This is a genomic window from Brevibacillus sp. FSL L8-0520 (assembly GCF_037963895.1).
GTDB classification, from domain to species: Bacteria; Bacillota; Bacilli; order Brevibacillales; family Brevibacillaceae; genus Brevibacillus; species Brevibacillus borstelensis.
In genome coordinates this window covers 4,817,599-4,830,716 of sequence record NZ_CP150171.1, presented here as the reverse complement: position 1 = coordinate 4,830,716, position 13,118 = coordinate 4,817,599, and the positions used below count along the sequence as shown (strand labels likewise).

13 protein-coding genes are annotated in these 13,118 nt (G+C 52.7%); 12 read left to right on the top strand and 1 reads right to left on the bottom strand.

Annotation, left to right across the window (positions count from 1 at the left end; translation table 11 throughout):
- The first annotated feature begins 116 nt into the window (after positions 1–116).
- The 3 genes from NSQ24_RS23650 (at position 117) to NSQ24_RS23640 (ending at position 1,979) form a co-directional block, all read left to right on the top strand.
- The gene (locus NSQ24_RS23650) at positions 117–926 is read left to right on the top strand and encodes a basic amino acid ABC transporter substrate-binding protein (protein ID WP_003388300.1); all 810 of its coding nucleotides are present in this window, start codon (positions 117–119) and stop codon (positions 924–926) included.
- Between the two features lie 86 nt (positions 927–1,012).
- Positions 1,013–1,687: an amino acid ABC transporter permease gene (locus tag NSQ24_RS23645; RefSeq protein ID WP_024984022.1), complete on the top strand. Its 675-nt coding sequence runs from the start codon at positions 1,013–1,015 to the stop codon at positions 1,685–1,687.
- Between the two features lie 94 nt (positions 1,688–1,781).
- Positions 1,782–1,979 (top strand): cold shock domain-containing protein, encoded by a 198-nt coding sequence (locus tag NSQ24_RS23640; protein ID WP_003388298.1) that lies wholly within the window; start codon positions 1,782–1,784, stop codon positions 1,977–1,979.
- An 86-nt stretch (positions 1,980–2,065) separates the two neighbouring features.
- Here the strand turns inward: NSQ24_RS23640 and NSQ24_RS23635 are convergent, their stop codons facing one another.
- Positions 2,066–3,118 carry an HD-GYP domain-containing protein gene (locus NSQ24_RS23635; RefSeq protein ID WP_122958874.1) on the bottom strand — a complete coding sequence of 351 codons (1,053 nt, stop codon included), beginning with the start codon at positions 3,116–3,118 and terminating at the stop codon, positions 2,066–2,068.
- A gap of 205 nt (positions 3,119–3,323) precedes the next feature.
- Between NSQ24_RS23635 and raiA the strand changes: the two genes are divergently transcribed.
- The 9 genes from raiA (at position 3,324) to argC (ending at position 13,115) form a co-directional block, all read left to right on the top strand.
- The gene (gene raiA, locus NSQ24_RS23630; RefSeq protein ID WP_003388296.1) at positions 3,324–3,884 is read left to right on the top strand and encodes a ribosome-associated translation inhibitor RaiA; all 561 of its coding nucleotides are present in this window, start codon (positions 3,324–3,326) and stop codon (positions 3,882–3,884) included.
- Between the two features lie 423 nt (positions 3,885–4,307).
- Entirely contained in the window at positions 4,308–6,830 is a 2,523-nt protein-coding gene (gene secA2, locus NSQ24_RS23625; protein WP_003388295.1) for an accessory Sec system translocase SecA2, read from the top strand.
- 253 nt (positions 6,831–7,083) lie between these two features.
- A complete protein-coding gene (locus NSQ24_RS23620; RefSeq protein WP_339166731.1) occupies positions 7,084–8,517 on the top strand; it encodes a S8 family serine peptidase in 1,434 nt (477 codons plus the stop codon).
- Between the two features lie 52 nt (positions 8,518–8,569).
- The gene (locus NSQ24_RS23615; RefSeq protein WP_024984020.1) at positions 8,570–9,112 is read left to right on the top strand and encodes a hypothetical protein; all 543 of its coding nucleotides are present in this window, start codon (positions 8,570–8,572) and stop codon (positions 9,110–9,112) included.
- 75 nt (positions 9,113–9,187) lie between these two features.
- A protein-coding gene (gene prfB, locus NSQ24_RS23610) for a peptide chain release factor 2 (protein ID WP_122958876.1) occupies positions 9,188–10,313 on the top strand; the annotation gives its coding sequence in 2 pieces (ribosomal slippage) (positions 9,188–9,268 and positions 9,270–10,313; 1,125 coding nt in all).
- A 35-nt stretch (positions 10,314–10,348) separates the two neighbouring features.
- Positions 10,349–11,101: a glycerophosphodiester phosphodiesterase family protein gene (locus tag NSQ24_RS23605; protein WP_039070252.1), complete on the top strand. Its 753-nt coding sequence runs from the start codon at positions 10,349–10,351 to the stop codon at positions 11,099–11,101.
- 48 nt (positions 11,102–11,149) lie between these two features.
- Positions 11,150–11,419, top strand: coding sequence for a YciI family protein (locus NSQ24_RS23600; protein ID WP_024984017.1), 270 nt, complete (start codon positions 11,150–11,152; stop codon positions 11,417–11,419).
- An 80-nt stretch (positions 11,420–11,499) separates the two neighbouring features.
- Positions 11,500–11,862, top strand: coding sequence for a cytochrome c551 (cccB, locus tag NSQ24_RS23595; RefSeq protein WP_003388288.1), 363 nt, complete (start codon positions 11,500–11,502; stop codon positions 11,860–11,862).
- A 212-nt stretch (positions 11,863–12,074) separates the two neighbouring features.
- Positions 12,075–13,115: an N-acetyl-gamma-glutamyl-phosphate reductase gene (gene argC, locus NSQ24_RS23590; protein ID WP_171506928.1), complete on the top strand. Its 1,041-nt coding sequence runs from the start codon at positions 12,075–12,077 to the stop codon at positions 13,113–13,115.
- The last annotated feature ends 3 nt before the right edge of the window (positions 13,116–13,118 follow it).

Here is a 13,118-nt window from a genome sequence, read left to right as displayed (position 1 = left end):
GGATAATGTGGACAACTCTGTGGATGACGCAAAATAAAAGGTGTGCCGATGTGGACAAAGGCTGGGGAAAAGGTTTTCAAGGTAGACACAGATAAGGGGGACATGAACAGATGAAGATGAAGATGAAGAAGAAATGGTTGACGTCGCTTGTCTTGACTGTCGGGGTAGGGCTGTTGGTATCCGCCTGTGGAACGGGAGGGAATCAGGCTTCGTCCGGCAGCGGCACGGCAGGAGGAGGTACGGCGGAAAAGGTGTACGTGGTTGGTACCGACGCAGCGTATCCGCCGTTTCAAATGCTGGAGGCCGACAACAAGATCACCGGCCACGACATCGATGTGTTAAACGCGATTGCCGAAGCGGGCGGCTTCAAGGTCGAATGGAAGAATACCGGCTGGGACCCTTTGTTTGACGGTCTGGACAGAGGGACCGTAGACATCGGAATCTCGTCGATTACGATCACCGAAGAGCGCAAGAAAAAGTACGACTTTTCTGAACCGTATTTCGAAGCCAACCAGTTGATTCTCGTTGCCGAGGACTCACCGGTAAACAAGCTCGATGACTTGAAAGGCAAGAAAATCGGCGTGCAGGGCGCAACCACGGGCGGAGAAGTGGTAAAGAAAGCATTTGGCGACACGTATCAAGGGCTGAAGGAATACGACGACATGCCTTCCGCTGTGGATGATTTCTTTAACGGGCGCGTGGATGCCGTAGTCGGCGATAATGGCGTCATTCAATATTACGTGAAAAAAATCAAGGACAAGAAATTCAAACTGATCAAAGACGATTCTTTTGAAAAGGAGTATTACGGCATCATGGTCAAAAAAGGCAACACCGAGATCCTGAACAAGATCAACGACGGGTTGAAGAAGATCAAGGAAAACGGTAAGCTGCAAGAAATCTACAACCAGTATTTTAATAAAGAGTAAGAGGGAAGCGCGGACGGGTACGTCAACAGGCGTACCCTGCTGCTTTTTTCGTCCACAGCCAAACAACTTGGAGGGAGGATACAACTCTGGACTGGAGTGTCGTTTACGATTATCGGGAACTGTTCATTCGCGGAATTCTCAATACAATCCTGCTGACGGCCATCGCTACTGTCGTGGGAACGCTTCTGGGGCTGTTTATCAGTTTGGGGAAGCAATCGAGCAAGGCCTGGCTGCGGATTCCCAGCGCGATTTACGTCGAGCTGTTTCGGGGAACTCCGATGCTGGTGCAAATTTTGTTGATTCACTTTGCTGTTATCCCCTCCATTTGGGAGGTATTCTTCCCGGGCCAGAGCAGCCCGGAAGCCATTTATTCCGGTATGATTGCATTGTCCTTGAATGCAGCAGCGTATATCGCTGAAATTTTTCGCGCGGGGATTCAGTCCATTGACCCCGGCCAGATGGAGGCGGCCCGATCTCTCGGGATGACCAAAGGGATGGCTATGCGGCTGATCGTCATTCCTCAGGCGTTCACCCGCATGCTTCCCGCACTGGGAAATGAATTCATCTCGCTGTTGAAAGACTCGTCCCTGACTGCGGTCATCGCCACGCCGGAATTAAACTACGCGGCGATGAGCGTAGCCAAAAGCACCTTGGAGCGCTACCCTCCGTATTTGACGGAAGCAGCCGTCTATCTGGTGCTTACGCTGTTCTTGTCGAGAATCGTCGTCAGAGGACTGGAGAAGAAATATTCAACCAAATGAGGGATGATTTGACTCTCGTTTTGGCGGATGATATAGTCATTCACATGGGATTTGAAATCCCAAGTTTTTACAAAAGAAAGGAATGTGCATCAGCATGCAAGGCAAAGTAAAATGGTTTAATGCAGAAAAAGGTTTTGGCTTTATTGAGCGTGAGGACGGCGGAGACGTTTTCGTACATTACTCGGCTATCCAAAAAGAAGGCTTCCGTACATTGGAAGAGGGACAAACCGTAGAATTTGATATCGTGGAAGGGGATCGCGGTCCCCAAGCAGCGAACGTAGTTATCGCGTAGCTACTGATTGCAAACGCCAGCCACCGATAAAAGCAAATCCCCCTGTACCAAATGGTATGGGGGATTTTTTCATGTACGGCCTGTTGTCAGCCGATGATGCTCTGGATGTGCAGGGAACGGTGTTGACGCAAATCGAGGTACTCCCCTCTGCGGCGTACGAGAGGCCGCAGCGGCTCATCTGTATGAATCATGATGACTTCCACGCGATCACCTGAATTGAGGTAAGCTTCTGCCCCTACATACAGCATCACGACATAATGGATAAAACGGGTGACAACCTGGGCGTTTAACTTGCCTGAGTAGGCCAAATCTTGTAACACGGATGCAGCTTCGAAAGGGGAGGTTCCCTTGCGATACACCCGGTCCGTGCAAATGGCGTCAAATACGTCTGCGACACTGACGATTTGGCATTCGATCGGAATGTGCTCCTGTGTGCGTCCTTCGGGATAGCCGCTGCCATCCAGCCGTTCGTGATGAAGAAGCGCACAGAGAGCAATCAGCTCGTCTGCTCCCTCCATTTGGCGAAGCAGATGCTCCCCGAGCCGGGCATGCTGCTTCATCACTTCGTATTCCTCGTCGGTCAGCCGCTCCGGTTTGAGCAGGATTTCTTCCGGTATCAGCATTTTGCCTACGTCATGCAAAAGGCCCGCCTGCCCCAGCAACACAATGTTTTCCTGCGTGTGTCCCATCAGCTTGCCGATTAATGCAGCCAAAATGCCCACATGCAGGGAGTGGCGGTAGGTGTATTGGGCGGTTCCTTCCTTTACGTAAATAAAACGCTGAACTCCGCAACGCTGCAGAATTTCGTCCAGCAACGGATAAAACACATGATTGAATTGATGCAGAGGAGGAATGGAACCGGTCGCGATCCGGATGAACAACTCCTCTGTTTGTTTGACAGCTTCCATGTATTCACGAGCTGCTTCCACTTCATTCCAATGGAGCAGGGGAGAAGGTGGGTCTGGTAAGTCGCCATCCTTGGCTACATATACCCGTTCGACCTGGTGTGCACAAAGCAAGCGGATATCGCTTTGGTGCAAGACCGCGCCAGCCGGCAGGAGCAAAAGCCCCTTCTCGTTGTATACGTCTTGTGCCAGCGTCTTTCCCGTAATGGAATGCGAAGGGTTTACCTCTTCCATGAGGATTCCTCCATTCAGTTGTCTTGCGCGGTAATTATTCCCTAATGATCGTAGTATATCATAGCTGTTTTTGAAAGCTTTACTAGAAAATTGTCGTAACTTGTAGAGATGTAAACATTTTGTAAAGGTTTTTTTAAGCTGGCGGGGAGGATTTTTTACATATGTAAGGAATAGGTATTAGGAAAGACGGAAGGAGGTTTGAACCATGAAATTTCAAATTCGTGGAGAAAACATTCAAGTTACCGCAGCACTTCGAGAGTATGTAGAAAAGAAAGTGGGCCGTCTTGCAAAGTACTTTGAAAACTCTAGCCCTGCAGATGTACAGGTTACGATGAGAGTTCTAAAGGGAGAAGGGACCATCGAGGTGACGATCCCTCTCAGCGGAGTAATCCTTCGCGCCGAAGAAACGCATGAAGATATGTACGCCTCCATTGATTTGGTGGTAGAAAAGCTGGAAAGACAGATTCGTAAGCATAAAACCAAATTAATACGCAAGCTCCGTACCGAATCGACCAACAAGGCAGCGGGGAATAGCCGCCAGGCGGTCGCCGTATTGACAGAAGACCTGGAGGAGGGGGAAGATGTCGACATCGACATTGTTCGGACCAAACGCTTTAACTTAAAGCCGATGGACGCCCAGGAAGCAGTCATGCAAATGGATATGCTAGGTCACAGCTTCTTCGTTTTCCAAAACAGCGACACGAACGACGTCAACGTCGTTTACCGCCGAAATGATGGTCGCTACGGATTGATTGAACCGAAATAAAGCCCGTCAAACAGGGAGTTGCTTATTCTGGCAACTCCCTTTACTTGTGCACTCCTATTCTCATTTGATAAAATATCAATTTAGGGAAGACGCATATGTAAAAGTGTCTTTTTATGGAAGTGGAAGTAGGAATCGCCCCTGAAGGCCTATAATGGTTTTTCGGCGGGAGGGTACATGAAATAGAAAGCAGATTGCCACTGGGAAGCCTCCGTTCGAGGACCCTGATGTGGCTGCGCAAGGGAAGCATAATCGAGGTAGTTTTGCCACTAGGAAGCCCCCTGACGGGGACTGCAGATGTGGCTGCGCAAGGGAAGTTATTCGAAGCAGTTTTGCCACTAGGAAGCCCCCTGACGGGGACTGCAGATGTGGCTGCGCAAGGGAAGCATAATCGAAGCAGTTTTGCCACTAGGAAGGGGTGTCCTTATGCTGGGACTCGTAAAAAAGATTTTTGGCGACAGCAACGAGCGTGAAGTCAAAAAGATGTTTAAGCGCGTAGAAAAGATCAACGCGTTGGAACCGACTGTACAAGCACTGTCCGATGAGCAGTTGCGGGCGAAGACGGAGGAATTTAAAAATCGGCTCGCGAAGGGCGAGACACTGGACGACATTCTAAACGAAGCGTTTGCGGTCGTCCGTGAAGCATCCAAGCGAGTTCTGGGCATGCGTCACTTTGACGTGCAGCTGATCGGCGGTATGGTCCTCCAGGAAGGACGTATTGCCGAGATGAAGACAGGGGAAGGGAAAACCCTCGTCGCGACGCTGGCGACCTACCTGAATGCGCTGCAGGGCAAGGGCGTACACGTCGTAACCGTCAACGAATACTTGGCTGAACGCGACTCTACCATCATGGGTCAGCTCTACAATTTCCTCGGACTTACAGTCGGTCTGAACAAAAACGGTCTGACTGCGGAAGAAAAGCGTGAAGCTTATAACTGCGATATTACGTACGGTACCAACAACGAGTTTGGCTTTGACTATTTGCGCGACAACATGGTGCTGTACAAAGAACAGATGGTTCAGCGCCCGCTTTACTTTGCGATTATTGACGAGGTGGACAGCATTCTGATCGACGAAGCGCGTACGCCGTTGATCATTTCCGGTGCTGCCAACCGCACTACAGAACTTTACTACATCTGTTCGCATTTTGTGAAGCGTCTGGAGGCGGAAACAGACTATACGGTGGACGAAAAATTAAAAATCGTTTCATTGACCGATGAAGGCGTGGCCAAGGTCGAGCAGGCATTCAACATTGAAAACCTGTACGATACCGCGCACATGACGCTCAACCATCACATCACAGCCGCCCTGAAAGCGCAAGTGCTCTTTAAGCGCGACGTGGACTACGTGGTGCAGGATGGCGAGGTTGTCATCGTCGATGAATTTACCGGCCGTCTGATGGTAGGACGCCGCTACAGCGAAGGTCTGCACCAGGCGATTGAAGCCAAGGAAGGGCTCCGTGTTCAGAGCGAGAGCATGACGCTGGCGACGATTACTTTGCAAAACTACTTCCGCATGTACCAAAAGCTCTCCGGTATGACCGGTACAGCCAAAACAGAGGAAGAAGAGTTTAAAAAGATTTACGGCTTGGATGTAGTCGTGATCCCGACCAACAAACCCGTTATCCGTCAAGATTTGCCGGACCTGGTTTTCAAAACCGAAGCGGCCAAGTACCGTGCGGTCGTGGCCGATATCGTCGAGCGTCATAAAAAAGGCCAGCCGATCCTGGTCGGTACGATTTCCATCGAAAACTCCGAGATGCTCTCGCAGCTGCTCAAGCAAAAGGGCGTACCGCATAACGTGTTGAACGCGAAGCAGCATGCGCGCGAAGCGGAGATTATCGCTCGTGCGGGTCAGTACGGCGCTGTCACCATCGCGACGAACATGGCCGGCCGCGGTACGGACATTCAGCTGGGCGAAGGCGTAGCCGAGCTGGGCGGTCTGCACATTATCGGTACCGAGCGCCATGAGAGCCGCCGGATTGACAACCAGCTCCGCGGACGTGCAGGACGTCAGGGCGACCCGGGTTCTTCCCAGTTCTTCCTCTCCATGCAGGATGAGCTGATGAGACGCTTCGGAGCGGACAACATCATGAACATGATGGACCGCCTCGGAATGGAAGAGGACATGCCGATCGAAAGCAGACTCGTTACGCGTGCTGTCGAATCCGCGCAAAAACGGGTGGAGGGCTCCAACTTTGACGCCCGTAAAGTGGTTCTCCAGTACGACGATGTCATGAACCAGCAGCGCGCAGTAATTTACAAGCAGCGCCGCGATATTTTGGAGCAATCGGATTTGAGCGAAGTTGTCCTGCCGATGATCTACAGCGTCATCGACCGCACTGTGGAAAACTTCTGTCCGAAGGAAGAGGTACCGGAAGAATGGAACCTCGAAGGCTTGGCCGAAGCAGCCAACAACGGCTTCCTGCACGATGAGATCATGACTGCGGACAAACTGAAGGGCAAAGAAGCCGAGGAAATCGTCGAGCTTCTGAAAGAAGAGGTCCTGAAGCAGTTCAAGCAGCGCGAAGTGGAAATCGGCGAGATGATGCGCGAGTTTGAAAAGGTCGTTGTACTCCGCGCTGTCGACAGCAAGTGGATGGATCACATCGACGCGATGGAACAGCTTCGACAAGGTATCCACCTGCGCGCTTACGGACAAAACGATCCGCTGCGCGAGTACCAATTCGAAGGCTACGAAATGTTCCAGTCGATGGTCGCTGCCGTCGAAGAGGAAGTGGCCATGTACATCATGAAAGCAGAGGTCAGCCAAAACCTGGAGCGTCAGGAAGTGATCCGCGGTCAGGCTGCAGATCAGTCTCAACTGAAAACGTCCGGTCCATCCGAGCGTCCTGACAGCGAGACCTCCGGTGACGCCGATCCGAAAAACCGCGCTCAGCGCCGCGCCGAGGAACAGGAGCGCCGCCGTCAGATGAAACGGAATCAATAAAAACGATAGATTCACTGTCATTTTTGCTAGAAAACAACGAAACCCACTCTTTTCCGAAGCCGGAGAGAGTGGGTTTTTTTCGTTATTCTTCCTGACCGTCAGACAGGCTTCGTCCCTTTCCCGCTTTCTTCGTTGGAAAAATGATCGCTGTTTGTCTGACACTGCAGGATTGTATCGAACGATTTTGATAGAAAAAATAGGGAAAATCTTTACAATCGGTAGTACAACAAATTTTCGATGGAGGATGATAGCGATGAATAGAGCAGTGAGAATGGTACTAAGCACAACACTGGTATTGGGCTTGGCAGCTTCCGCCCTCTCTGTGGTACAGACCCCGGCTTCGGGGAAAAGCAAGGAAAGGGCCTATCTCATCGCTTATAAAAACAACATCCCGAGTGATTTGGAAGAGAGAATCGAAGAATCGGGAGGATCAGTGGAGACTGTCATCGATGAAGTCGGCATCGTATCCGCCACCTCTGATGATCCGGACTTTTTAGAGAAGATCAGGGAAGACAAGGAAGTGCTGGCAGCGGAGGAGGAGCTGGAAATCTTCCTCGACGAGGAGGAGCCGGAAGCGGCGGACGGACAGCCGATTACGGATATACCTCAGCCAGACTGGGATGATCCCGATCAGAATTATTACGATTTGCAATGGGATATCAAGCGAATCACCAATAACTTCAAATCCCATGAGATCAGCAAAGGAAACTCAAGAACGGTTGTCGGGATTATCGATACCGGATTGGACTTCGACCATCCGGACCTGCGGGACAATGCGGATGAAGAGGGCAGCAAGACATTTGTGCCGGGGACGAAGGACGCATGGGACCAAAACGGACATGGCACGCATGTTGCCGGTTCCATCGCAGCCAATGGCAAGATGCTCGGGGTGGGCCCCAACCTGACTGTGCGAGCCTACCGGGTGTTCGGGGCAACAGGCGGCGCCCAGCAGTCCTGGATTACGGACGCATTGGTGGAGGCAGCCAATGATGGGGTGGACGTTGTCAATATGAGCCTCGGCGGCTGGAGGTGGATGGCTCACAACTACGGTGAAAAAGGAGACTCCGCCTCGATGGTGGCTTACCACAGGGCTGTCCAGTACGCGGTGAAAAAAGGTGTCACAGTCGTCGTCGCTGCCGGCAACGACTCAAGAAACCTGGGAAGTCTGCACGATATGCAGGAATATTGGAAGGAAACCTACGGCCTCGATATCAAAGGGCCATCCCGGGTAGTACCGGCACAAATCCCAGGGGTGATCACCGTATCGTCGTCCAATGAATGGTCCGAAGACGAAATCGCCTTTTACTCCAACTACGGCAACCCGATCGATATAGCTGCACCGGGCGGAGACAATGGACCGGAATACGACAGACTGTACCGTCAAGACCCGAAAGGAGACTATCTGGATAAACGCGACTTCCGCTATCGCGCCTTCTCCACCTATCCGACGTACTTGCCGCCTTACTTTACCTCTAATCTGAAGGGGTACGCATTTATGCACGGCACGTCGATGGCAGCGCCCAAGGTGGCCGGAATTGCAGCCGTGATCAAATCGGAACATCCGGATATGAAGCCGTCCCAGGTGGCAGCGTTGATCAAGAAAACAGCGGAGGACTTCGGGAAGCGAGGACAAGACAAGTACTTCGGGGCTGGGGAAGCAAATATTTACAACGCGCTGACGGAGTAAACAATGGTTTACATCAGCTTGAAAAACTAGATGCTGAACGGGGGAATGAAGCATGAGAACGACAGGAAACGTAATGGGTGTTCAGGCGCAATTCATCCTCGAGAGAATCGACGAGACGTGGAAGATACTAAAGCGGAGAATGCAGGACGCTCAAGGGGGGTACCTGTTTACAGACAAAGCGCATGCGGCTGCAACAGCAGCAGAGGCTGCTTCGGCTGAGGGGGGCGGGGAAGCAGATGCTCACAATCAGGTGCTGGTCGGTGTCCAAAGCCCGGTCTTTGACGATCACAGGCTGACAACCGAGCTTCCCGAGCCCAACTGGGGCATTGAGCTGCCTTTGCAAGCTGCATTCATCACGGACACGGGAAGAGGCAGCCAGATGGGGAACGGATTATTCTCCCGCAGCACAAACAGCGTGAGAACAAGGCAAAAGAAGAAGCGTGCAGGGTTGTCGATCCTCCATTTGCTAGGCAGGATGGCTCGACCGGAAAAAGCGTCTGCAAGCCCGAACGAGCCGCAAGAGACAAGATCCGCTCCGGCACCGCCAAATCTGCCGGGAAGCCAAGGCTTCCGTTATTTGGGCCCCAATTCGTGATCACCGGTCATGTTGCGAATCCGCCGAATTACGGTACAATGATACATAGCATAATGAAGAGTAGGTGATTCGCACATGGCATTAATTGATATTGCGGACATCAAGCAAGAGATGTCGAGCATGGCTAAACGTTTAGCGGATATTAGGGGGTCTCTTTGACCTCCCAGTCAAGCAAGAGAGGATCGGTGAGCTGGAGGAGCGCATGCTGGCTCCGGACTTCTGGGACGACAACGACGCTGCCCAAAAGACGATCAGCGAGCTGAACGCCTTGAAGGGTCTGGTCGAGACCATGGGCAAGCTGGATGCCCAATACGAGGATTTGCAGGTCATGCTGGAACTGATCATCGAAGAAGGCGACGATTCGATGATTCAGGATGTGTACGACAGCACCCAGGCGCTGAAAAAGGAATTTGAAAGCTTCGAGCTGGAGCTGCTGCTCAGCGACCAGTACGATAAAAACAACGCCATTCTCGAGCTTCATCCGGGTGCAGGCGGTACGGAATCCCAGGACTGGGCGTCCATGCTGCTGCGCATGTACACACGCTGGGGGGAATCCAAGGGCTTCAAGGTGGAGACGCTGGATTACCTGCCAGGGGATGAAGCGGGGGTTAAAAGCGTTACGCTCTTGATCAAGGGGCATAATGCATACGGCTACCTCAAATCGGAAAAAGGCGTCCATCGTCTGGTCCGAATCTCCCCGTTCGATTCGTCGGGGCGCCGTCACACCTCCTTTGTTTCCTGCAATGTCCTGCCTGAGATCGAGGATGACACAGAGGTGAACATCCGTACGGAAGATTTGAAGATCGACACCTACCGTTCCAGTGGTGCGGGAGGTCAGCACATCAACACGACCGACTCCGCTGTCCGGATCACGCACCTTCCGACCGGCATTGTCGTGACCTGCCAGACGGAGCGCTCCCAGATCAAAAACCGCGAGCGGGCGATGAAAATGCTGGCAGCCCGTCTGTTTGAAAAGAAGCGGGAAGAGCAGGAGAAAACACTGCAGGCGATTCAGGGGGAGCAAAAGGATATCGCCTGGGGCAGCCAGATTCGCTCCTACGTGTTTCACCCATACAGCCTGGTCAAGGATCACCGCACCAATGTGGAGGTTGGAAACGTGCAGGCTGTCATGGACGGGGACATCGATTCGTTTATCGATGCATATCTCCGTTCGCAAATCAACCGTCCGGAACAGGCATGACTCTTTTCGGACAGCAAGAAGCGGGGGAGGCTTCCATGAAGGGAAAGCCGTTGATTCTCGGTCATCGCGGGGCATCACATGATGCCCCGGAAAACACCTGTGCTGCCTTTTCCATGGCCATGGAGCAACAAGCAGACGGGGTAGAACTAGACGTCCAACTGACAACAGACGGGCGTCTTTGTGTTATTCACGATCACACTCTGGAGCGGACCACCAGCGGCTTTGGCCCCGTTGGCGAAAAGACAATGGCCGAGCTTTCCGCACTGTCGGCAGGAGCCTGGTTCAGTCCCGAGTTCTCGGAACAAAAGGTTCCGGAGCTGGCAGACGTGTTGGCGCTTCTGCCCGAGGGAGCCACTGTGAATGTAGAGATAAAAAACGGTCCTGCATGGTACGAAGGAATCGGCACAGCAGTGGCCGAACAATTATGCATGTGGAAAAACAAGCTCTCGTTGATCGTATCCTCCTTTGACCATCAGGTTCTGGAAGAGGTGCATCGGCGGGAGCCTGCCTTGTATCTGGGGCTGCTGTACGAAGCGAGGCTGTACGACCCGGTTGCCTACGTGCGGTCGCTGCCGTACCCGGTATATTCGCTGCATCTCTGGCATGGTCTGATTACAGCGGAAATCGCCCGGCAGGCACACGCGGCTGGCCTTCGCGTTTTTGCCTACACCGTCGACGAGCCGGAGGATGTGGCCAGGCTGACGGCGTTCGGCATCGATGCGATCATGACCAACAAGCCTCGCGAGGTGCGGCAAATGAGCGGGCATCGGGTTTCACCTCGGATCTAATGCGCTTCTGCATGGAAAGAGACAAGCAAAAGGAAGAAGGAGAAAAAAATGCTCTACGTCGCTATGCTGTCCATCATCGATCAGGATTTGAACGCAAAAGTGCGTCCGGCCCACTTGGACTACATCAACGATTTGTACAAGCAGGGAAAAGTAGTGATGGCCGGCCCATTTACGGACAAGCAGGGAGGTCTGGTCATCTATAAAGCGGATACGCAGGAAGAAGCGCTTCGATTGGCTCAGGCTGATCCGGTGGTGAAGGAAGGAGCTCGAACGCTGGAATTGCGCGAATGGAGTCCTTTAAATTTTCCTCTGGGATAAGTTGACCAAATGGAGAATGAATAGAGCGCAGCAGAGGCATACTTAGCGAAGAAATATTCTTCAATAAGGAGGGAACAGCCATGAAGCGCTTCCCAATATCTGTCCTTACTGTTGCGCTTGTTCTATTTTTGAGTGCTTGTGGCGGAGGAGGCAACCAAGCCCAGCCGCCTGCCAATCAGCCAGCCGGAGAGACGACCCCAACCGCTCCTACTGGCGGGTACGATGCGGCGACGGCTGAAACGCTGTTTAAAAACAATTGCGCCAGCTGCCATGGACAGGATTTGTCCGGCTCAGTCGGTCCGAATTTGACCCAGGTTGGCGGCAAGTACACCAAGGAGCAGATTCTGGAGATCCTGAAAAACGGAAAAGGCGGCATGCCCGGCGGCCTAGTCAAGGATCAAGACGCCGAGACGGTGGCTGCTTGGCTCGCCGACAAGAAATAGCTGTCATATCAATCAGAACGTGCGCTTCACTCGGCACACGTTGTAGCGCTGCATGGCGGTAGTCGAACATATGCATCGCTCGGGACCTGCAAAAACATGCATGGAACAAAGCGTCCGATAAATTGTCGGGCGCTTTTTCTATGGCAAGGGTTGTTTTTTGGATGAATGTTTATTATTATTTTTGTATAAAAATACAGATAGGGAGAGGGACTATGATCCGGGTCGGAATTGTCGGGGCAACTGGTTACAGCGGTGTCGAGCTGATACGTCTTTTGGCCGGCCATCCTCACGTGAAGGTGGCCAATTTATATTCCAGCACGTCAGAAGGAGAATCGCTTGCAAGCGTGTTCCCCCACGTGCAGGCGCTTGAGCTTCCCGTCCTGGCAAAAATAGATGCCGGGCAAATGGGAGCGGACAACGATGTCATTTTTCTCGCTACCCCTGCGGGTGTCAGTGCTGAGCTTTCGCCAGAGCTGGTCAAGAACGGCGCGAAAGTGATTGACCTGTCCGGTGATTTCCGTTTGAAGGACGGTGCTGCCTATACGCAATGGTATAAGCGGCAGCCGGCGGCGGACGAATGGCTGCAGAAAGCAGTCTACGGCTTGTCCGAATGGAAAAAGGAAGAGATTGCGGGAGCAGAGCTGATCGCCAATCCGGGCTGCTATCCGACTGCTGCATTGCTGGGAATGATTCCGCTGGCAAAATCGGGCTGGGTCAACCCGAAAAGCTGGATCATCGACGCCAAATCAGGTGTTTCCGGGGCAGGACGGGGTGTTTCGCTCGGGGTTCACTACAGTGAAATCAATGAAAGCATCCATGCATACAAGGTCTCGTCCCACCAGCATACGCCCGAGATTGAGCAGGAGTTGACGGGGCAGGCAGAGCTGGAGCAGCTCATCCAGTTCACACCCCATCTCGTGCCGATGACGCGGGGAATCCTGGTGACGGCCTATGGACAACTGGAGAAGGCAGCCGCTCTTTCCGAGCTTCAGGAGCTTTACCAGTCCGCCTATGCGGGAAAGCCGTTTGTCCGCCTTCGTCAGCCGGGCAGTCATCCGCGCACCAAAGAGGTGTATGGTTCCAACTATTGCGACATCGCGCTGCATGTAGATGATAGAACCGGCCGGGTCATTGTGCTTTCCGTAATCGATAACGTCGTCAAAGGAGCGGCAGGTCAGGCGGTGCAAAACATGAACATCATGCTTGGGCTGCCGGAGACAGCCGGTTTGCCGCTCGTACCGCTTTTCCCGTAGAGG

Bases quoted from the DNA above. Each gene is read 5' to 3' on its own strand.
- NSQ24_RS23635 (WP_122958874.1), bottom strand. From the start codon at position 3,118: ATGGAAGAGGTAAACCCTTCGCATTCCATTACGGGAAAGACGCTGGCA.
- NSQ24_RS23640 (WP_003388298.1), top strand. From the start codon at position 1,782: ATGCAAGGCAAAGTAAAATGGTTTAATGCAGAAAAAGGTTTTGGCTTT.
- NSQ24_RS23615 (WP_024984020.1), top strand. From the start codon at position 8,570: ATGAGAACGACAGGAAACGTAATGGGTGTTCAGGCGCAATTCATCCTC.
- NSQ24_RS23650 (WP_003388300.1), top strand. From the start codon at position 117: ATGAAGATGAAGAAGAAATGGTTGACGTCGCTTGTCTTGACTGTCGGG.
- NSQ24_RS23605 (WP_039070252.1), top strand. From the start codon at position 10,349: ATGAAGGGAAAGCCGTTGATTCTCGGTCATCGCGGGGCATCACATGAT.
- secA2 (WP_003388295.1), top strand. From the start codon at position 4,308: ATGCTGGGACTCGTAAAAAAGATTTTTGGCGACAGCAACGAGCGTGAA.
- raiA (WP_003388296.1), top strand. From the start codon at position 3,324: ATGAAATTTCAAATTCGTGGAGAAAACATTCAAGTTACCGCAGCACTT.
- argC (WP_171506928.1), top strand. From the start codon at position 12,075: ATGATCCGGGTCGGAATTGTCGGGGCAACTGGTTACAGCGGTGTCGAG.
- NSQ24_RS23600 (WP_024984017.1), top strand. From the start codon at position 11,150: ATGCTCTACGTCGCTATGCTGTCCATCATCGATCAGGATTTGAACGCA.
- NSQ24_RS23620 (WP_339166731.1), top strand. From the start codon at position 7,084: ATGAATAGAGCAGTGAGAATGGTACTAAGCACAACACTGGTATTGGGC.
- cccB (WP_003388288.1), top strand. From the start codon at position 11,500: ATGAAGCGCTTCCCAATATCTGTCCTTACTGTTGCGCTTGTTCTATTT.